General features: G+C 33.9%; 18 protein-coding genes. 12 read left to right on the top strand and 6 right to left on the bottom strand.

The features are described from left to right. The first annotated feature begins 50 nt into the window (after nucleotides 1-50). Nucleotides 51-1,214: a glycosyltransferase gene (locus H8R22_RS12610; protein ID WP_187010749.1), complete on the top strand. Its 1,164-nt coding sequence runs from the start codon at nucleotides 51-53 to the stop codon at nucleotides 1,212-1,214. On the opposite strand, the gene H8R22_RS12605 is transcribed toward H8R22_RS12610, so the two are convergent. From H8R22_RS12605 to H8R22_RS12590, 4 genes are read right to left on the bottom strand one after another with little or no spacing between them, the layout of a single operon-like run. Continuing rightward, on the bottom strand, nucleotides 1,209-1,997 hold the full coding sequence (locus H8R22_RS12605; RefSeq protein ID WP_187010748.1) for a glycosyltransferase family 2 protein: 789 nt from the start codon (nucleotides 1,995-1,997) through the stop codon (nucleotides 1,209-1,211). The two genes, H8R22_RS12610 and H8R22_RS12605, sit on opposite strands and share 6 nt — an antisense overlap. 26 nt (nucleotides 1,998-2,023) lie before the next feature. After that, nucleotides 2,024-3,145 carry a glycosyltransferase family 4 protein gene (locus H8R22_RS12600; protein ID WP_187010747.1) on the bottom strand — a complete coding sequence of 374 codons (1,122 nt, stop codon included), beginning with the start codon at nucleotides 3,143-3,145 and terminating at the stop codon, nucleotides 2,024-2,026. A 21-nt stretch (nucleotides 3,146-3,166) separates the two neighbouring features. Next, nucleotides 3,167-3,982: a 2,3,4,5-tetrahydropyridine-2,6-dicarboxylate N-succinyltransferase gene (locus H8R22_RS12595; protein WP_187010746.1), complete on the bottom strand. Its 816-nt coding sequence runs from the start codon at nucleotides 3,980-3,982 to the stop codon at nucleotides 3,167-3,169. 5 nt (nucleotides 3,983-3,987) lie between these two features. Beyond that, on the bottom strand, nucleotides 3,988-5,889 hold the full coding sequence (locus tag H8R22_RS12590) for an acyltransferase family protein (protein WP_187010745.1): 1,902 nt from the start codon (nucleotides 5,887-5,889) through the stop codon (nucleotides 3,988-3,990). 141 nt (nucleotides 5,890-6,030) lie between these two features. Between H8R22_RS12590 and ruvX the strand changes: the two genes are divergently transcribed. After that, nucleotides 6,031-6,447, top strand: coding sequence for a Holliday junction resolvase RuvX (gene ruvX, locus H8R22_RS12585; RefSeq protein ID WP_187010744.1), 417 nt, complete (start codon nucleotides 6,031-6,033; stop codon nucleotides 6,445-6,447). A 119-nt stretch (nucleotides 6,448-6,566) separates the two neighbouring features. Further along, entirely contained in the window at nucleotides 6,567-8,063 is a 1,497-nt protein-coding gene (locus tag H8R22_RS12580) for a malate:quinone oxidoreductase (protein WP_187010743.1), read from the top strand. A gap of 25 nt (nucleotides 8,064-8,088) precedes the next feature. Here the strand turns inward: H8R22_RS12580 and H8R22_RS12575 are convergent, their stop codons facing one another. Beyond that, on the bottom strand, nucleotides 8,089-10,320 hold the full coding sequence (locus tag H8R22_RS12575) for an FUSC family protein (protein ID WP_187010742.1): 2,232 nt from the start codon (nucleotides 10,318-10,320) through the stop codon (nucleotides 8,089-8,091). Between the two features lie 196 nt (nucleotides 10,321-10,516). Between H8R22_RS12575 and def the strand changes: the two genes are divergently transcribed. From def to H8R22_RS12555, 4 genes are all read left to right on the top strand, one after another. Further along, nucleotides 10,517-11,104: a peptide deformylase gene (def, locus tag H8R22_RS12570; RefSeq protein WP_187010741.1), complete on the top strand. Its 588-nt coding sequence runs from the start codon at nucleotides 10,517-10,519 to the stop codon at nucleotides 11,102-11,104. Between the two features lie 76 nt (nucleotides 11,105-11,180). Continuing rightward, nucleotides 11,181-11,648 (top strand): DUF5606 family protein, encoded by a 468-nt coding sequence (locus tag H8R22_RS12565; RefSeq protein ID WP_187010740.1) that lies wholly within the window; start codon nucleotides 11,181-11,183, stop codon nucleotides 11,646-11,648. Nucleotides 11,649-11,754: 106 nt separating this feature from the next. Continuing rightward, nucleotides 11,755-12,528 (top strand): nucleoside triphosphate pyrophosphohydrolase, encoded by a 774-nt coding sequence (mazG, locus tag H8R22_RS12560; protein ID WP_187010739.1) that lies wholly within the window; start codon nucleotides 11,755-11,757, stop codon nucleotides 12,526-12,528. A gap of 32 nt (nucleotides 12,529-12,560) precedes the next feature. Then, nucleotides 12,561-14,006 (top strand): APC family permease, encoded by a 1,446-nt coding sequence (locus H8R22_RS12555; RefSeq protein WP_187010738.1) that lies wholly within the window; start codon nucleotides 12,561-12,563, stop codon nucleotides 14,004-14,006. On the opposite strand, the gene H8R22_RS12550 is transcribed toward H8R22_RS12555, so the two are convergent. Next, entirely contained in the window at nucleotides 14,007-14,687 is a 681-nt protein-coding gene (locus H8R22_RS12550) for a Crp/Fnr family transcriptional regulator (RefSeq protein ID WP_187010737.1), read from the bottom strand. Nucleotides 14,688-14,796: 109 nt separating this feature from the next. Here H8R22_RS12550 and H8R22_RS12545 point away from each other — a divergent pair, with 109 nt between their 5' ends. From H8R22_RS12545 to H8R22_RS12525, 5 genes are all read left to right on the top strand, one after another. Next, on the top strand, nucleotides 14,797-17,181 hold the full coding sequence (locus tag H8R22_RS12545) for a heavy metal translocating P-type ATPase metal-binding domain-containing protein (RefSeq protein WP_187010736.1): 2,385 nt from the start codon (nucleotides 14,797-14,799) through the stop codon (nucleotides 17,179-17,181). Between the two features lie 93 nt (nucleotides 17,182-17,274). Next, nucleotides 17,275-17,466 (top strand): cbb3-type cytochrome oxidase assembly protein CcoS, encoded by a 192-nt coding sequence (gene ccoS, locus H8R22_RS12540; protein WP_187010735.1) that lies wholly within the window; start codon nucleotides 17,275-17,277, stop codon nucleotides 17,464-17,466. Nucleotides 17,467-17,468: 2 nt separating this feature from the next. After that, entirely contained in the window at nucleotides 17,469-19,658 is a 2,190-nt protein-coding gene (gene ccoN, locus H8R22_RS12535) for a cytochrome-c oxidase, cbb3-type subunit I (protein ID WP_187010734.1), read from the top strand. A 91-nt stretch (nucleotides 19,659-19,749) separates the two neighbouring features. Continuing rightward, nucleotides 19,750-19,920 carry a cbb3-type cytochrome c oxidase subunit 3 gene (locus H8R22_RS12530; RefSeq protein WP_187010733.1) on the top strand — a complete coding sequence of 57 codons (171 nt, stop codon included), beginning with the start codon at nucleotides 19,750-19,752 and terminating at the stop codon, nucleotides 19,918-19,920. Between the two features lie 24 nt (nucleotides 19,921-19,944). Beyond that, nucleotides 19,945-20,847, top strand: coding sequence for a cbb3-type cytochrome c oxidase N-terminal domain-containing protein (locus tag H8R22_RS12525; protein ID WP_187010732.1), 903 nt, complete (start codon nucleotides 19,945-19,947; stop codon nucleotides 20,845-20,847). Nucleotides 20,848-20,878: the final 31 nt, after the last annotated feature.

Genomic DNA, 20,878 nt, shown 5'->3' with positions numbered 1-20,878 from the left:
GTATCAAATGTATTATATTTTATATTTGCAAACAAGAATTTTCAAAATCTATGGATAAACTAAAAATTGATTTTTTTATAGTTGATCACACTCCAATAGGAGGTGTTCAGCGTGTAAGTTGTAGTTTAATTAATCTATTCATAGCCTCCGGTATTGAAGTGGAGTATTTGCTTTCACAACACAATAATTTTGAAACCCCTCATTTTCCTTATCCTAATTCGATAAAATACTTAAATTTGAGGTCCTCTACAAAAGAGCTTGAAGAAAAATTGTTTAAACAGTTTACTGAACTTAAAATAAAAAATTTAATATTTTCTGGAGACAATATGTCCGTTTCGATTGCTTTGCTAAAGGCAGCAAAGCGTGCAGGAGTCAAAGCTATTCCGCAGTATCATGGTTCACCACATGCCTATTTAGACAAGTATATCTCAGTATCGGATATGCTGAATAAGCCATTTTTGGCCGTTAAATATTTGGTTGCTCAATGTTTTAGACCATTTAAGATTTTAAAGCTAAAAAACTATTTGTTATTATCTGAGAATGGTATAGCCTGTGTTAGTAAAGGGTCAGCCAACGAAATAAAAAAATTATATAGGAATTCGCCACAAGTACTTGATAAAGTGTTTACAATATATAACCCTTTACATATAGATGTAAATAGAATTTATTGTGATGTTAACCTTAAAGATAATGTCATTGTTTATTTGTCTCGATTGGAAGATAAACATAAAAATTCGTTCATGACAGTAAAAGCTTGGAAGCAAATTGCACATAAGTATCCTAACTGGGAATTACATATTCTTGGTGATGGTGCAATTGGTGATAAAATGAAGAGTTATGCTGCAAAAAATAATATTAAAAATATTGTATTTAAAGGAATGGTTACAGATATCGGTACTCATTTATCTGCTAGTAAAATATCTATATTGTCTTCTAACTGTGAAGGTTTAGGGATGGGTCTAGTTGAATCTATTTGTTACTGCAATGCTATAGTAACGACAGCTAGTCATGGAGGTGTTGCTGACCTAGTTCAAAATGGAGTATCGGGATTGGTAGTTCCTAGAAATGATCACAAAGCTTTTGCAGAAAGTATGGAAAAACTCATGAGAAATGATTCTTTGAGGCTTCAATACGTGGAAGAATCGCATAAGGTTTTAGAAAAATTTACAGATGATAAAATCGTTCAAGAATGGAGAAATCGATTTGAATCATAGGTATTGATCCAACCCATTGTCACATCTTTTCAATCTTTGATTGATCACTTTTTCAAGTATTAAATCATTAGCGGGTAACATTTTTTTACTATTTTCTTTATGATAAATATGCAATACGTTTGCATTGAATTTAATGTTTTTTCTAACGATTTCAGCGTTTAATAATCTAACTACAAGTTCAGTATCCTCACGACCCCAACCTATAAAGTCTTCATTAAAACCATTAACTTTTACTAAATCATTTTTAAAACATGCCATATTACATGATCGCACTTGCTTATAACTTTTAGTTTTGTAGCTTATTAGGTTTGATAAAAAAGAATTATTAATCTTATTTTTCGCGTTTGAAATTATGTTGTCAGCTTGGATATCAAAGGTATGTAAGTCATTTTTGATTGCTTCTTTAGAGTAGTTTTCGGTCAAAAGTACTCTAGTTCCAATGGAGAATTGATTTGGTTTAGAATGTTTAATATGATCCAGTATAAAATTAGGGTGTAAAATTAAGTCACCATCGATCATAATTATATATTCTCCTGATGCTTTCGCAATTGCCTTGTTTCTCGAGGCTGCAGCTCTAAATCCATCATCTTCCTGCCACGAATGAATAATGGGGATTTTTATTTTTTGTTGCCAAAGTTTAATTAAATCAGCTGTTTCTTGTGTAGAGCCGTCATCGGCAATGATTATTTCATCAGGCATAACAGATTGTTTTTCGATACTTTTTAAGGTACAATTCAATGCTTCTGGCCAGTTGTAAGTAGTTACTAATAATGTTGTAGTCATAGTACAGTTATTCGTAATAATTAATTTTAATTATCCATAATTGATTGATAAAGTTGGTTCAACTCTTGGTAGATCGCTTCATCATTAAATTGTTGCACAAACTCAAAACCTTTTTTAGAAATGGTAGTTCGCAAATTAGCATCCTTTAGTAGTAATTTGATTTCTGATTCTAATTCTTCAGTGTTATTTGGATCGATATAAATACTATCAGGTCCTCCTGCTTCTGGGAAAACGCCAAATTTATTGGTAATCACAGGAACTTTAGAAAATAATGCTTCGATAATTGGGATTCCAAAACCTTCAAAAATAGAAGGATATACAAATACGGTAGCCAGCTGATAGGTTATAGCTAAATCTTTGCTAGTTAGCCCTTTTAGAAAAATAACTTTGTGGCTCATGTTATTTTTTGCAATATAGGTTTTTATTGCAGCACTATACTTTGTTTCTTTTCCTACTAAAACTAAGGTTGTATCAATATTTTTGATCGCTTTTACAATTGTAAGTGCATTTTTTCGCTCTTCTATTGTTCCTACGTTCAAAATAAATTCCTTTGGAAGATGGTAGCGGTTTGCAACTTCGGTTTTTTCATCAGAACTATATTCTTCTTTAAAAACAGCATTACAACCTTGATATATAACTTGTACTTTTGCAGGATCGACCTTCAAAAATCGTACAATATCAGTTTTTGTCTGCTCGCTAATTGCAATAATTTTGTCTGCATGTGTTGCCGCCTTTTTGAATTTAAAATAATGTATTTTTCTATCAAAAAAGGAATACAACTCGGGGTAATGCATAAAAATAAGATCATGAATAGTCACGATACTTTTTATGTTCTTTTGTTTTAATCCCATTGGAATTTCTCCCGATAAACCATGAAAAAGAGTAATCTCGTCTTGAATCAGATCGGCTACTATACCTTTTTGCCTCCACAGGTTATAGAACTTCGTGTAATAAGGAGTTCTAGGTTTCTTTTCAAATACGTTGCTTTCATTGGTAGTAAACAAATTCTCCTTTGATTGCTTCGGATTGTATAGGAAGTACTTGTTATTAGCAGAATATTGGCTAAGAATACGAATCAAGTCACGGCTGTAATTGCCTAAACCTGTTTTATTGTGAAAAACTCTTTTTGCTTCAAAGCCAATATTCATGATAATTTTATTTGTATTAATTTATACTGCTACGTCGTATTCACGTAAAGCATTGTTCAATGAAGTTTTTAAATCAGTTGATGGCTTACGCGTACCTATGATTAATGCACATGGAACTTGAAACTCACCCGCAGCAAACTTTTTAGTATAACTTCCTGGGATAACTACTGAACGAGCAGGTACAAAACCTTTCATTTCAACTGGAGTATCTCCTGTAACATCTATTATTTTTGTTGAAGCAGTTAAGCATACGTTAGCTCCAAGAACGGCCTCTTTACCAACGTGAACTCCCTCAACTACTATACAGCGAGAACCGATAAAAGCACCATCTTCAATAATAACTGGGGCTGCTTGTAATGGTTCTAAAACACCACCGATACCAACACCTCCGCTTAAGTGAACATCTTTACCTATTTGAGCACAACTTCCCACTGTAGCCCATGTGTCAACCATAGTACCAGCATCTACATAAGCACCAATATTAACATAACTTGGCATCATAATTACACCACTTGAAATAAAAGATCCGTATCGAGCTGATGCACCTGGAACTACACGAACTCCTTTTTCAGCGTAGTCTTTTTTAAGAAGCATTTTGTCATGGTACTCAAAAATTCCTGCTTCCCACGTTTCCATTTTTTGAATAGGAAAGTACATTACTACAGCTTTTTTTACCCATTCGTTTACTTGCCATCCGTCACCCTTAGGTTCTGCAACACGTAATTTTCCTGCGTCAAGAAGTTCAATAACTTCTCTAATGGCAGTAGTAGTAGTTTCTTCTTGAAGCAGAGCTCTGTTCTCCCATGCTTGCTCTATAATCGTTTGTAATGAGTTCATTTTTTTTATAATTTTTTTAATGGATTTGTATGTAATTTTAAATATTTCTTAGCCATAAGTTCAGCTCCACTCGTGTTTAAATGGTCTTCATTTCTGTAGACAATAGAGTTGTCTATTTGGGTTGTAAAATGTGTTTGGTCAATTTTTACGCTTTCATTCATGTCAATAATAATTACCTGAGGAAATCTTTTTTGAATTTTGTACACTAAATAATCGCTAGATCTTGGCTCGGGAGCAAAGATATAACTTTCGTCATAATTTTTTGGATAAGCTTTTGTCAACATTAATTTATGTAATTTCATTTCCGGCAGTGCTCGGAGACAATCAAAAATAACTACATTCTTATTCAGTTTTACTAGTTCTTCAATACTATTTAACACTCGATTGCTATTTATTTTTGATCTACTAATATTGTTCCAGTTAGCAGCAATGAATATTGTTTTAAATTGCTTTGCATATGTTAATCTATCTAGACCATATTTTTCATCCTTAGTAGGTTTGTTTTGATCATCGTGATTCACTAATATTGGATACCCTCCAGCGGCTGAATCATGTATGTACATATTAGCATCTTTTGCTAGAACATCTAAAAATGCAGCAGTATGGTTAGCGAATGAGTCTCCTATTAGAACACCATTCAAGCTATCTTTTTCAATTCCTAAAAAGCACTCTTCGCAGTTACCTATTTTAAATTTATCAAAACAATTTTTTCTGAGGTTACTCGGGTAATTAGTTTTGGGATTGAATTCAGACAAGGTAGGATAGCGGTCAGGAAAACCATCATATTTGTCCACAATTCCATAAATGCTAACTGAGATTGCTACAACAGGTAGCATTATATAAAGCAGTGTTTTCTTGAAATTGAATTTTAAGGTGGTTCGAAATGGCTGCTCAATGTATTTCCAGCTTAAATATGATAGTAGAAAGATAATCAGTAACGCACTTATCCTAGTTGCTCCAATGAGTTCGATACCAAAATATTTAAGAAAGGCAAATAGTGGCCAATGCCATAAATACATCGAATAGGAAATGGTACCAATAAGAACAATGAATTTATTTCTTAAAATTGTATTAACCAATCCCTCATTTCTGTCATTTCCTTTATTAGAGTAAATTAAAAACGCAGCCCCAAGACAAGGCCACAAAGCATTTATACCAGGAAATAAACTTTCTTTTTGTAAAAATACTGCAGGTAGTAAGATTAGTAATAGTCCAACTATAGATAAGATAGTGTTAATCATTTTTTTAGCTAGAGGCAGCGATTGCCAAAAAACGGCTAATGTTGCACCTATGCCCAGTTCAAAAAATCTTCCTTGAAGTAAAAAGTATGCTGTGTTTTGATCTGTATCAGTCAAATAAATGGAGTATCGTAGCGAAATAAATAAGATGCACAGAATGGCAATTCTTTTGACTTTAATCGATTTTAATTTAGATAGCATCAAAAGAATAGCCGGCCATATAAAATAAAATTGTTCTTCTACAGATAAAGACCAAGTATGTAAGAGCGGCATAAGCTCTGAGTTTTCAGCAAAATATTGCTTGTTGTTTATCCATAAGTGAATATTATTGGTAGAAACAATAGTATGAATAAGTGTTCGTGAGAAAGCTTCAAAATCACTTGCAAACATAAAATAAGCAGGAATAGTACAAACAAGTAGAACAAAAAATAATACGGGAATAATTCGCCTAATCCTCCTCAAATAAAACTGTTTAAAAGAAAAACTGTTAGTCAGTATTTCCTTTTCGATTGTGTTTGTAATTAAAAACCCTGAGATTATAAAAAACACGTCAACACCTACATATCCGCCGGGGATCCAAGAGAAATTAGCGTGAAAGAAAACAACAATGAGTACCGCTATAGCTCTTAAGCCGTCAATGTCTGATCTATAAGAAAAATCTTTATTCATTTTAAAATTTTTTCAAAAATAATTTATTTTAATTCAATAAACAATTTTATTGCGTTTTAGCTATATCTGATGTTTCTTACTTCTTTAGTTGGTAATTGAATTGTTAAAAAGCTTAATTTAGCAGACTCTAAAACACAACAAATGCCTAGAATTCTCGCTATTGATTACGGACAAAAACGAACAGGAATAGCTGTAACTGATGAAATGCAAATTATAGCATCAGGATTGACTACTGTTCCTAGCGCAACAGCCATTGCTTTTTTGAAGGATTATTTTTTGAAGGAGAAAGTAGAGGCGGTGCTTATTGGTGAGCCAAAACAGATGAATGGTCTACCTTCAGAAAGTGCTTCGATAATCAAAGGTTTTGTAACCCATTTTACGAATCATTTTCCGGAGATGAAGGTTATTCGTGTAGATGAACGGTTTACCTCTAAAATGGCGTTTCAGTCCATGATAGATAATGGTATGAAAAAAAAGCAACGTCAAAATAAGGCATTGATTGATGAAATTTCAGCTACCATTATGCTGCAAGATTACCTAAACAGAAAAAGGTTTTAGTACTCAATTTATAGAGAAAAATAACTACAAAGTTTTTTTTGTTAAATCTAGTTTTTCCTCATTTTTATACTTTTTTTAGGAACTATATAAAGTATCTTTGCATTTTAAAAAAATGTGCTATGGCTGATACAATTATTCGTTCAAATACTGATGTCGTTCTTATAGGAGCCGGAATTATGAGTGCTACTTTAGGACTGATGCTAAAAGAATTACAACCAGATATTACAATTGAAATTTTTGAAAGATTAGATATTGCGGCTGCCGAAAGTTCCGATGCTTGGAATAACGCTGGAACTGGGCATTCGGCTTTTTGTGAATTAAATTACACACCTCAAAAAGAAGACGGTACTATCGATCCAAAAAAAGCGATTAGTATTGCAGAATCATTTGAAGTTTCAAGACAGTTTTGGTCTTACCTAGTTCAAGAAAATAAGATTACTGCGCCAGAAAATTTCATAAAAAGTGTTCCTCACATGAGTTTTGTTTGGGGGGCTGAGAATGTAGCGTTCTTAAAAAACCGTTTTGATACGTTGCAAGCAAATCCTATTTTTAAGGAAATGACTTATAGCACTGATTTTTCTAAATTGAAAGAATGGATGCCTTTAGTAATGGAGGGTAGGGCAGAATCTGGAGAAGTAGCTGCAACTAATATGCCTATTGGTACTGATGTTAATTTTGGTGAATTAACGCGAAGTATGTTCAATTATCTAACAAGTTTAGATGGTGTTACGATGCATTTTCATAATGAGGTTAGGAAAATTAATAAACGAGAAGACGGAAGGTGGAGATTAAAAGTAACTGACTTGTCATCTGGTCAGAAGAAAAAAATATATACTAAATTCGTTTTTATCGGTGCTGGTGGTGGGTCACTCCCACTATTAGAAAAAGCTGACGTTCCTGAGGGTAAAGGGTATGGCGGTTTCCCAGTAAGTGGGCAATGGCTTAAATGTACTAATCCAGAAGTTATAGCGAAACATGATGCAAAGGTATACGGTAAAGCTAGTGTAGGCGCACCGCCTATGTCGGTTCCGCACATAGACTCTCGTATGATCGATGGTCAAAAAGCATTACTTTTTGGACCGTTTGCTGGATTCTCCACTCGATTTTTAAAAAATGGATCCTACTCTGATCTTCCTTTATCAATCAAGACTGATAATATTTATCCAATGATTGTTGCGGGTATTAAGAATATTCCGCTGACAAAATATTTAATTCAGCAGGTTCGACAGTCACCAAAAGATAGAATTGAGGCACTTAGAGAATATGTTCCAAGTGCTCGATCTAAGGATTGGGTTCTAGAACGTGCGGGACAAAGGGTTCAGGTTATTAAAAAGGACGAAAAAGAAGGTGGTATTTTAGAATTTGGAACAGAAGTAATCAATACTGCTGATGGTAGCTTAGCTGTTCTATTAGGCGCATCGCCTGGAGCTTCTACTGCAGTATCAATTATGGCGGAGTTAGTAGACAGATGTTTTAAAGATCAATTAGCTACTCCAGAATGGCAGAAAAAAATGAAAGCCATGATTCCATCCTATGGTCAGACGCTTAATGATCAACCGGAATTGCTAGCTAAAGTTAGAAACAATACGGCTGACGTCTTAAAATTAAATAACTAAAACACAAAACAAATCCCAATAGTCTCTATTGGGATTCTTTTTTTTCCGCCAGTAACGTTTTTGTTATTTTGAGAATATTTTCAGATAAACTAGTCAACCATATTAACTGCTCTATGACTAACTGAGCTTCTTGCATTTTTAACTTAAAATCAGCTTCGTCCTCAAGTGCATTACTTTTAATTTCTCGTTCTCTAATTTTATTTAATTCTATAAATCTCTTTTTTAGGCTCTCGTCAATAAGTTCAGGATTCATTACTGTGCTAACTTTATTATCTAAAAGCAAAATAGCAGAATCTAAATTTTTTAATACAGCATTCACCACCTCATTAAATGCCTCTGAGGCTTGTGTTGTTTTATGAGACTGAATGTAGGTTCCTAATGATGCAAGGGAAGATAATAAAGAGTGATTAACCACGGTTAGTTTATATACCTGCTGTAGTTTACTTTGCTTCGATTTTGGCTCTTGAATCATTCTTTGAAACGATGCCATTAAGTTTCCTATATCTACAAAAGCTTCTTTTCTTGCCAAACGATAGGCAGTCGTTACTTCGCCTTTTTTATTATATAGAATAGAAATCTGGTTTAAGTAATTTCTATTTGCTGAAATAGCTTTACTGATGAATTTGGATAAATTTAAAAACTCCCATGAAGGCCAAATAAAGGAGTTGGCTAAAAATGCCAAAAGTGCTCCAACACAGGTGTCCAGAATGCGATATTGAACTACATCGGTAATATTAGGGGTTAAGATCGCGTATATGAACACAACATAGATAGTTACAAAAGTTGCTCCAATTTTATAATTACTCGGGGTATAGGTAAACCCTAAAAGCATGGCTAAGATGGCTAGGGCCGCTGTTATTGCTGTATTATTTATAAATAGGAGAACTCCAAAAGCTATTGCACCCCCTAATAATGTGCCAAAAATTCTTTGGTAGGTCCTTTGGTTTGTAAGTCCGTAGCCAGGCCTCATGATTACTACAATTGTAAGTAAGATCCAATACGTATTTTGAAAAGGCAGAACTTGTCCGATAATAAAACCGATTAAGATGGTAATTGTCAAACGTGAGGAATGTCTGAAAACAGTGGAGGAAAAACTTAAATTTTCAATTAAAGTATTCCATAAATAAGTATTTGGAGAAATGAATTTTTCTAAATCTTTATCTCTACCCTTAAATTCATTTGCTTGAATATTCTCTATAAAAGCACGTTCAATTGTTTTAATTTTTTCAACTTGCTTCTCTGCATAATGTAGCATGTTGATCAACATCAACACGCCTTCTGTTGATTCTCCTTTATCTAACTGCTTTTCATAATCTGTAATCGCAATTTCTAGCTTCTGTAACTCAGTAAGTAAATTATGTTTTGATGTATATTTTGTCCTGTCCTCAATGCTTTTGCCAACTTTTTTTAAACAAGCCGCCAGTTTATAAGCAAGATTTTGATAGGTTTCTAAAACCTTAGGGTGCGCGTCAAACTTTTGATGTAATTTATTATGATCAAATGAAGTAGCTATGGCTAATTCCATTATCTCCACTAAAGAAATAAAAGTAATTAGCATTTTTCTGTTTTGATTTGATGAACCTATATTAGTTCTGTTTCTGATCAAAACTTCTCTTATGTTTTCATGAATAGCGTTCAATTCAACCTGAAAATGCAATTGCTTTTTAGTGATTTCTTTACGATCAGAGTTTAATTTCCATAAGTCACCTCTGAGTTTTAGGTACTTTGCAGTTAATAAAATACCCTGCGCAATTTGCAGTTGGATATAACGATTAGGTCTTATGTAGTAAAACAAAAGAGAAATAAGTAGGTAAAATAATCCGCCTGTCAAAAGTAAACCAGAATGGCGAAGCATTTCCCAGCCACTGTGTAAATTAGCAAAGGCAAGCGATATAGCAAGCAAACCAGAAAATGATACCATTGTAGCTCGCTGTCCATAGACGGAAATCATAGACATTAAAAAGATCAGAAAAACTAGAACGGGATAAAACAGTAAAGGGTATGGGTGTATAAAATTAATAATGAGGTTCATTCCCGCAACCGTAAAAGCAGCAACAAGCATTCCGTTTACTTTGTGTTTTAAACTACTAGGGATATCGCTGGGGTAGGTTAAAATAGCGCCTAAAGCTATGGTAAATCCCGTAGAGAAATAGCCTAAATAACTAAATAACAATGCAGGAATAACTGCAGAAAAAGTTACTTTTAGGGCATTAGTAAAATGAGTACTGTCAATAAAATTTTTGATATTAGTAATCATAGATGTAAGATTGTCTTCAAAGGTAAGGATTGTGGGATTTATCCATAAAAAAAAGAGTACTAATTATAATCGAATTACAAAAAAATATTAAATACCCAGATCCGTTTATTCATTGTCCAAAATTTTACTATTTTTGCCCACCATATTTAAAGGGGTTTTACTCCTTAGATGGTTAATAAATCTTAATACAAGAATAATGATTTTACCAATTATAGGTTACGGTGATCCAGTCTTGAGAAAGGTAGCAGATAATGTAACTGCTGAATTCCCTGACTTGAAAGAAACGATTGTTAATATGTACGAAACCATGTATAACGCTAATGGCGTAGGTTTAGCAGCGCCACAAGTTGGAAAAGCACTTCGTATATTCGTTATAGACACTACGCCTTTTAGCGATGATGAAGATCTTGATTCAGCTGAACAAAAGCAGTTAAATGGTTTCAAACGTACTTTTATTAATGCAAAAATGATAAAAGAAGAAGGCGAAGAATGGTCTTTTAACGAAGGTTGTCTCAGTATTCCGGACGTTCGTGAAGACGTTTATAGAAATCCCACGATTACTATAGAGTATTGCGAAGAAGATTTTGTAATGAAAACAGAAGTTTTTGATGGCTTAATTGCACGTGTTATACAACACGAATACGATCATATCGAAGGAATTTTGTTTACTGATAAAATTTCGTCATTAAAAAAACGATTGATTCAAAAAAAGCTTAAAAATATTATCGAAGGGAAAACATTCCAAGAGTACCGAATGAAATTTTTCGGTAAAAAAGGCAGATAAAGAGCGAGTCGGTATAGTTTTTGGTTGACATAAAAAAAAATACAATTCAAATTGAATTCTTAATAAAATAAATAAAATGAATTTAGAAAAAATATTATCCATTTCAGGAAAACCAGGTTTATATGTTTTAAAAGTACAAACGCGTACTGGTTTTGTTGCAGAATCATTAGCTGATGGAAAAAAAATATCAGTAAGCCTTAAAAGTAACGTAAGTTTATTATCAGAGATTTCAATTTATACCTACGAAGGCGAAAAACCTTTGGTAGAGATCATGAATAATATTGCGGCTAAAGAGAGTAACGGACCGGCTATTTCACATAAAGAAGATAACGCTACTTTAATGAATTACTTTAGAGAAGTTTTAGTTGATTTTGATGAAGAAAGAGTATATCCCTCAGATGTAAAGAAAATCTTAAATTGGTACAATACACTACAAGCTAAAGGATTAGTGGTTTCTGAAGAAGCAACAACTGCTGAAGTAACAGAAGAAGCTTCTGAAGTAGTAGAAAACAAACCAAAAAAAGAGAAAAAAGTTAAAGAATAATTTTTTTTGATAAGAGTAAAAATCCTGCTTTCTATACTAATTAGAAAGCGGGATTTCTTATTTTTACCCCAATAGCTTACTCATACGAAGTTAAAACCGGTACGAAATGAACACAAGACAAAAACAATTAGAAGCCTTCAATAGATTACTAGATATTATGGATGATTTGCGTGAAAAATGTCCTTGGGACAAAAAGCAAACCATGCAAAGTCTTCGTCATTTAACAATTGAAGAAACCTATGAACTTGGAGACGCAATTTTAGAAAATGATTTAGTTGAGGTCAAGAAAGAACTAGGTGACTTAATGTTACACCTTGTTTTTTATGCAAAGATTGGAAGTGAAACCAATGATTTTGATATTGCAGATGTATGTAATGAAATTTGCGAGAAATTAATTCACCGTCATCCTCATATTTATAGCGATACTGTGGTAAAGGATGAAGAAGAGGTAAAGCAGAATTGGGAGAAATTAAAATTAAAAGAAGGTAGATCTTCAGTTCTAGAGGGAGTACCAAAAAGTTTGCCTGCATTGGTAAAAGCAAGTCGCATACAAGAAAAAGTAAGAGCGGTGGGTTTTGATTGGGACGAACCACAGCAGGTCTGGGAGAAAGTTCAGGAGGAGTTAGACGAGTTTCAAATTGAGGTACAAGCCGGTGATCAGGATAAGATGGAAGCTGAGTTTGGAGATGTTTTGTTTTCGATGATTAACTATGCCCGTTTCTTAAAGATCAACCCCGAGGATGCTTTGGAACGCACCAACAAAAAATTTATCAAACGCTTTCAATATTTAGAGAGTAAAGCTGGAGAGTTAGGAAAGCCATTAATGGACATGACTTTAGCGGAGATGGATGTTTTTTGGGAAGAAGCTAAAAAACTATAATTTGTTATTCTTAACATAGATTAAAACACAATATGTCAGAAAATAAAACCGAATTAAAACGCTCATTAGGATTAATTGACGCCACAAGTTTAGTTGCAGGTTCCATGATAGGTTCTGGAATTTTTATTGTTACCTCTGCTATGGCTAGAGATATCGGATCAGCAGCTTGGTTATTAGTAATCTGGTTAGTGACTGGTTTAATAACTGTAGCTGCAGCGCTAAGCTATGGCGAACTAGCAGGAATGATGCCTAAAGCGGGCGGACAATTTGTTTATATACAGCGTGCCTACGGTAGATTAGTTTCTTTTTTATACGGTTGGACCGTGTTTACAGTCATTCAAACAGGTGTTATTGCGGCTATTGCAGTAACATTTGCAAATTATTCTGCTATATTTTTCCCCGCTTTAGACAATGTTATTTTTACAATGGGAAGTAGTTTTGCGTTCACAAACAGCAAAGCACTTGCTGTTATTAGCATCATACTACTAACTTACATTAACACTAAAGGTGTTCAAAGCGGAAAAACAGTCCAGCTAATCTTAACTTCAGCTAAGTTGATTGCGCTGTTTGCCTTAATAATTTTAGGTTTGTATGTGGGTTTACAAACCAATATTCTCTCAGATAATTTTGCTAATATGTGGGAAGCAAGTAAAAACGTAGTTAACGCAAACGGTACGATCACCGTTACTAAATTAACTGGTATGGCATTGTTGGGAGCCGCTGGAGCAACGATGATTAATTCTCTTTTTTCAAGTGATGCATGGAATAATGTGACTTTTATCGCAGGTGAGATTAAAGAACCCAAAAAGAATATTCCGCGCAGTTTGTTTCTTGGAACGCTAATAGTTACTATAATTTATGTGTTGGCAAATGTAGCTTATCTTGCTTTGTTACCGATGCAAGGAACTCCAGGCGCTGAGACGGCGTTTGAAAACGGAATCATGTTTGCAAGTAACGATCGGGTAGGAGCTGCTGCGGCAGGCATGATTATGGGGAATGTGAGTGTTTTTGTAATGGCCGCACTGATTATGGTATCTACTTTTGGTGCCAATAGCGGATTAATATTGTCAGGAGGTAGATTATTCTATGCTATGGCAAAAGATGGATTGTTTTTCAAACAAGCTACGGAACTGAATAAGAATCAAGTTCCTGCTAAAGCCTTATGGGTACAATGTATTTGGGCAAGTGTATTAGCGGTTTCAGGTAAATTTGGAGATCTATTAACCTACGCTACTTTTGCTTCTTTACTGTTTTATATTTTAACGATAATTGGAGTCTTTGTTTTGAGGAAAAAAGAACCTGATACTGAACGTCCTTATAAAGCATTTGGTTATCCATTTATACCAGCAATTTATATTCTTGTTACAGTTGCAATATGCATTACTTTATTGGTTTACGATACGTTTAATACAGGTTTAGGCTTAGGAATCGTAGCTCTAGGAGTTCCAGTATATTATTTAGTAATGAATAAAAAATAATTATTCGGATAGTTTTTTTAGCATCATATGATTTTTCAAAGCTATTTTCTTGCCAGTTAAATCGATCAAATCACTTTTTTTGAAATCAGATAAAAGACGGATGCAGCTTTCTGTAGCGGTTCCAATCATGCTTGCTAATTCATCTCGAGAAAGTTGAATTTTTAAAGTGCCGTCAACGTTTTTACCAAAAGTGTTCTCTAGATATAATAAGGTTTCAGCAAGTCGTTGCTTAACTGTTTTTTGAGCCATATTTACCATATGACCATCAGCATCTTTTAAGTCTCCACAAATGGTTTTCATAACATTCATTGAGAATTGATTATTGCTGTCAAAAAAACTCATGACTTCTGCTTTGGGAATAAAGCACACTTGCATATCCTCTAAAGCTACTGCAGTCAAGTTGACTGGTTCTTCGCTAATCATAGAACGCTGTCCCAATAATTCACCTTTAGTCACTAATTTAACTATTTGATCTTTGCCATTTGGGCTTAATTTGGTTAGTTTACAAACACCATCTTTAATACAAAAGATACCATTCACATTCTCACCTTCTTCAAATATCACTTCCCCTTTTTTAATAGTATGAGATGTTTTGCAATCAGCAAGATGTCCTAATTGGTCTTTGTTTAGCGCTTTTAAAGAGCTAAATTCTCTAACAATACATTGTTCGCATTTACCCATTGAAAAGAAGTTTGTGTTTCACCGTAAAAATAAGGCTTTAATATGATATATGTCATGTTTACTTTAACAATCGTTTAAGTTCTTTGTGTTAGGTAAAATGAGCAAAGTTATGGACACACAAAACTGTTTCCATTGTGGGTTAAATATTGTAGAATCAGAAGAAATTATTTTTGACGAAAAAAAGTTTTGTTGCAACGGTTGTAAAACGGTGTATGAGATTTTTAGTGTCAATGATATGTCGTGCTATTATGATTTTGAAAATTCCCCTGGAGCAACCCCATTAGATATTAATGGGAAATATGATTTTTTAGAAAATGAAAATATTGTCTCAAAATTATTGGAATTTCAAGAGAGTGCAACCGCTATCGTTTCACTTAATATTCCTCACATTCATTGTAGCTCGTGTATTTGGATTTTGGAAAATTTACACCGCCTTCAAGAGGGAATAAGTAGTTCACAGGTTAATTTTCCTGAAAAAAAAGTACGTGTTACTTATAATCCCGAAGTGGTTTCTCTAAAAACAATAGTGTATTTATTAAGTTCTATTGGCTATGAGCCATACATCAGCTTGGAGAATTATGAGACAGGAAAAAACAATATCGATAGGAGCTTAACTTATAAACTAGGAGTGGCTTTCTTTTGTTTTGGGAATATTATGTTGCTTTCATTTCCGGAATATTTTGAGGTAAAAGAGTTTTGGTTAGATAGTTTCAAGCCATTTTTTAGAGGATTAATCTTTGCACTATCACTTCCTGCATTTTTCTATTCCGCCTCAGATTATTATGTTTCGGCTTATAAAAGTATAAAATCTAGGATGTTAAATATTGATATTCCGATAGCCTTGGGAATTATCGTCATGTTTATTAGAAGCACGGTCGATATTTTATTCGATTACGGTTCGGGCTTTTTTGATAGCTTAACTGGTTTGATTTTCTTTATGCTCTTGGGGAAAATGTTCCAAATCAAAACGTATAGTTTTTTAAGTTTCGAAAGAGACTTTAAATCGTATTTCCCGATCGCAATTACCCGAATCAATAGCGATTCTTCTGAAGAGAGTGTGCCTATTTATGATATTCAAAAAGGAGATCGATTATTAATTAGAAATCAAGAACTAATTCCTGTTGACGGAATTTTAATTAGTGATAAAACCGCCATTGACTATAGTTTTGTTACCGGAGAAGCTGATCCTATAACTAAAAACTCAGGCGACAAAGTATTTGCTGGTGGGAAACAGATGGGCAAAGTCATTGAAATGGAGGTCTTACATTCGGTTTCACAAAGCTACTTAACGCAGTTATGGAGCAACGATGTTTTTCAAAAAAATGTAGAACGCAAACACAAAACCATAACCGATACGATTAGTAGGTATTTCACTCCAGCATTATTATTCATTGCGTTTTTGGCCTTTGGTTATTGGGTTTTCATTGATACCAATACCGCTTTTAATGTTTTTACAGCTGTGCTTATTGTCGCTTGTCCTTGTGCACTAGCACTGACCGCTCCTTTTACTATGGGGAACGTACTAAGAATAGTAGGCAAGCAGCAGTTTTATCTTAAAAATGCATTGGTAATTGAGCAATTAGCGGCTGTAGACACTATTGTTTTTGATAAAACAGGAACCATAACAACTAATAAAAAATCAAATATATTGTATGAGGGAGAGGTGCTTTCGAGCCAAAATACAATACAATTAAAAAATGTGCTTCGGGCGAGCAATCATCCGTTGAGCCGAATGTTGTATGATTATTTCCCAGACAGTACAAAAATAAAAACTACTTATTTTGAAGAGATCACTGGACAAGGTATAGTGGCAACAATTGATGGAGTTGAGGTACAAGTAGGTTCGGGGATTTTTGTTGAGAATAAAGCAGAAAATCATAATTTACAAACAGCTGTTCATGTAAAAATAGGCGGTATTTATCTAGGTAAATATATTTTCAATAATCAATATAGAGATGGTTTAGAATTGTTATTCAAAAATTTAAAACAAGAATATCAAATCAAAGTATTATCTGGAGATAACGAAGGAGAACGAGCAATTCTAGAAGAATTATTACCTAAAGGAACTGAACTTATTTTTAATCAAAAGCCAGAACAAAAGCTAGAATTTATAAAAAAACTACAAGAAGACGGTAAAAATGTTATGATGGTGGGTGATGGTTTGAATGACGCAGGCGCTTTAGCACAAAGTAATGTAGGTATTTCAATTTCTGAGAATGTCAACGTTTTTTCACCAGCTTGCGATGCTATTTTAGAAGCCAAACAATTTGAAAAATTGGATTATTTTTTGAAGTTATCTAAAAAAGCAATGTTAACTATTAAAATGAGTTTTGCTTTATCATTATTATATAATATTGTAGGATTGTCCTTTGCAGTCACAGCAAATTTACAACCGTTAATCGCAGCTATTATCATGCCTTTGAGTACCATAACAATTGTAAGTTTTGTGACGGTTATGAGTAATTATTATGCTAAAAATTTAATGAGAAGATAGCAATGATAATTCTGATAGAAAATAGATAAATATGATATATATCATATTTGTTATAGAACGATTAAGGTAATTTTGTTAACATAATTTTAAGGTATGAGTGTCATTTATTTATTAATCGGAATCAGCATATTTGTTGCCCTTGGTTTTTTTGCAGCCTTCATTATTGCTGTAAAAAGTGGCCAGTATGACGATGATTATACGCCTTCAGTACGAATGCTATTCGATGATGAAATCAAGAAATCACCAAAAAAAGAAATACAAACAATAAAAGAAAAACAAATTTAATTATGGAAATGCAGCAGTTTTATTATGACAACAAAATTGTAAAGAATTTCATTTACGCTACCATTCTTTTTGGGGTAGTGGGAATGATTGTAGGGCTTACGCTAGCTACAATGTTTCTTTTTCCTAACTTGACTGATGGTATTTCATGGTTGAGTTACGGTAGATTAAGGCCTTTACATACTAATGCAGTTATTTTTGCATTTGTAGGAAATGCTTTTTTTGCGGGAATGTATTATTCCATGCAACGATTGCTAAAAGCTAGGATGTACAGTGATTTTTTAAGTCAGCTTCACTTTTGGGGATGGCAGTTGATCATTGTTGCGGCGGCAATTACTTTACCTTTAGGATACAGTACTTCAAAGGAATATGCCGAACTTGAGTGGCCTATAGATATAGCAATTACCTTTATTTGGGTTGTTATGGGGATCAATATGATAGGAACTATGATAAAAAGAAGAGAGCGCCATTTATATGTAGCGATCTGGTTTTATCTAGCCACTTTTGTAACAGTTGCGGTATTGCATATTTTTAATAGTTTAGAAATTCCTGTTTCATTGTTTTCAATGAAAAGCTACTCTGTTTATGCAGGAGTTCAAGATGCATTAGTACAATGGTGGTACGGTCATAATGCTGTGGCATTTTTCTTGACAACGCCATTTTTAGGTTTGATGTACTACTTTGTGCCTAAAGCAGCTAATCGTCCAGTGTATTCTTATAGATTGTCTATTGTGCATTTTTGGTCTTTGATATTTATTTATATTTGGGCTGGACCACACCACTTATTATATTCTGCTTTGCCTAACTGGGCTCAAAACTTAGGAGTTGCTTTCTCAATAATGTTACTTGCTCCATCTTGGGGAGGTATGATTAACGGATTGCTAACTTTACGTGGTGCTTGGGATAAAGTGCGTGTAGATCCAGTATTAAAATTCTTCGTAGTTGCAATTACAGGTTACGGTATGGCTACCTTTGAAGGACCTATGTTGTCTCTTAAAAATGTAAATGCAATTGCGCATTTTACAGATTGGATTATTGCTCACGTTCACGTAGGAGCTTTAGCTTGGAACGGATTTATGGCATTTGGTATGATTTATTGGTTAGTGCCAAGAATGACAAAAGGGCCTTTATTTTCTCTTAAATTAGCTAATTTCCATTTCTGGATAGGAACACTAGGAATTTTACTGTACACATTACCAATGTATGTTGCGGGTTTCTTACAAGCTTCAATGTGGAAACAATTTAATCCTGATGGAACTTTAACTTATGGTAACTTTCTTGAAACGGTGACGCAAATCATGCCTATGTATTGGATGCGTGCCATAGGAGGTACTCTATACCTTATAGGAATGCTTGTTTTAGTATATAACGTTACTAAAACAATAATGGCTAATGAAACAATAGAAGATGAATTAGCAGAAGCACCTGAATTACAAAAAATTAGCAGTAGTCGTATCAAAGGAGAAAAATTTCACCCTTGGTTAGAGAGAAAACCAATCCAATTAACAATTTTAGCTACAATCGCTATTTTAATTGGTGGGATCATCCAAATTGTACCTACCATTATGGTAAAATCAAACATACCTACAATTGCAAGTGTAAAACCATATACTCCTTTAGAATTAGAAGGGCGTGATTTATATATTAGAGAAGGTTGTGTAGGGTGTCACTCTCAAATGGTCAGACCTTTCCGTTCTGAGGTAGAGCGTTATGGTCCACAATCTAAAGCTGGAGAGTTTGTTTACGATCACCCGTTTTTATGGGGGTCAAAACGTACAGGACCAGATTTATTAAGGGTAGGTGGTAAGTATAATGACAACTGGCACTTTAACCACATGTGGAGTCCACAAAGTACTTCACCTGGATCTATCATGCCTGGTTACAAATGGTTATTTGATAACAAACCGTTAGATATTTCAGATATTGAAGGGAAAATGAAAGTAATGCAAACACTTGGAGTTCCTTACACTGATGCTGAGGTTACAAATGCTAAAAAAGCAATGAGACTGCAGTCGCAAATAATAGAAGACAACTTATATGCTGATCCTGATTTTGTGAAAAGCTATGAAGAGAGTAAGAAAAAGGCAGCTGCAAATGGGGAGGAATTTGTACCCATGCGCGAGCGAGAAATTGTAGCCTTAATAGCTTATATACAAAGGCTAGGGACTGACATTAAAGTAAAAGATAATAAGTAATTGAGCCGCAAAGTTTCAAAGTCAGAGGCTATAGATTTTCTAATCCAAACACTTTGAAACTTTACGCCTTAGAAATTAAATATATATACATATGTTCGAACAAGTAAAACACAATATGGAAACTATCGCAGGTGTTGCGATTTATCCCATTATGTCATTATTGATTTTCTTTATCTTTTTTGTAGGATTAGGAATTTGGGTCTTCTCTTATAAAAAAGAAAAGATTGAGGAGTTGAGTCAAATGCCATTGAACGATAAATAAAAGTATAATTTCAAAATAATTAAAATGAAAAAATTAATCCCAGTATACGTAAGAGTACCCGTAATTTTCTTTTTCGTGTTTGGCGCAATGGAATACTTTATAGATTCAGGTGAGCAGCCGGCATTCATAAGGTACCCTATGGTTTCTTTATTCTTATTTGTATTTCTATTTCTTTTAATAGCAATAGAGATCACCATTAGTGCAATAGACAATATTACATATCAGTTGCTTACAGAGCAACAAAAAACTCAATTAGAGGTCGTTGCTACTATAAGCTATAAGGAAAGTGTTTGGTTCAAAAATTTAATGCAAAAATTAACCAAAACTGAACCTATTGAAAACGAACTTGATATATTATTAGATCATGATTATGATGGTATCAAGGAGTTAGATAATAATTTACCCCCATGGTGGGTCTATTTGTTTTATGCTAGTATCGTTTTTGGAGTTATCTATTTAGTGCGTTTTGAAGTAATGGGAGCAGATAATCAAGAAATGGAGTTGCAAAAAGAGTTGGCTCAAGCTAAAATTGATGTAGCAGAGTATATGAAGACTGCTCCAGATTTAATTGATGAAAAAACAGTTACTTTACTTACTGAACCTGCTGATTTAGCGGAGGGAAAAACTATTTTCATGACTAATTGTGCTGCTTGTCATAGAGCTGATGGAGGAGGTCAAATTGGTCCTAACTTGACCGATGATAACTGGATTTTAGGTGGCGGAATTAAAAATATTTTTCACACTCTTGTTAATGGTGGTCGTGATGGTAAAGGAATGATTTCTTGGAAAGGAACTTTAAAACCTAAAGAAATGCAAAAGGTAGCAAGTTATGTTATTTCTCTTAAAGGAAGTAATCCCGTAGACCCAAAAGCACCAGATGGTGAAATTTGGGTAGAGGAAGTAGTAGCAGCTCCCGCAGAAAAGTAATAGCACTGATTCACTAGCTTTTGATGTCAAA

This window comes from Flavobacterium kayseriense (assembly GCF_014305095.1).
Taxonomy (GTDB): domain Bacteria; phylum Bacteroidota; class Bacteroidia; order Flavobacteriales; family Flavobacteriaceae; genus Flavobacterium; species Flavobacterium kayseriense.
Note: the sequence above shows the minus strand (reverse complement) of the source record. Positions and strands in the feature narration are given on the sequence as shown.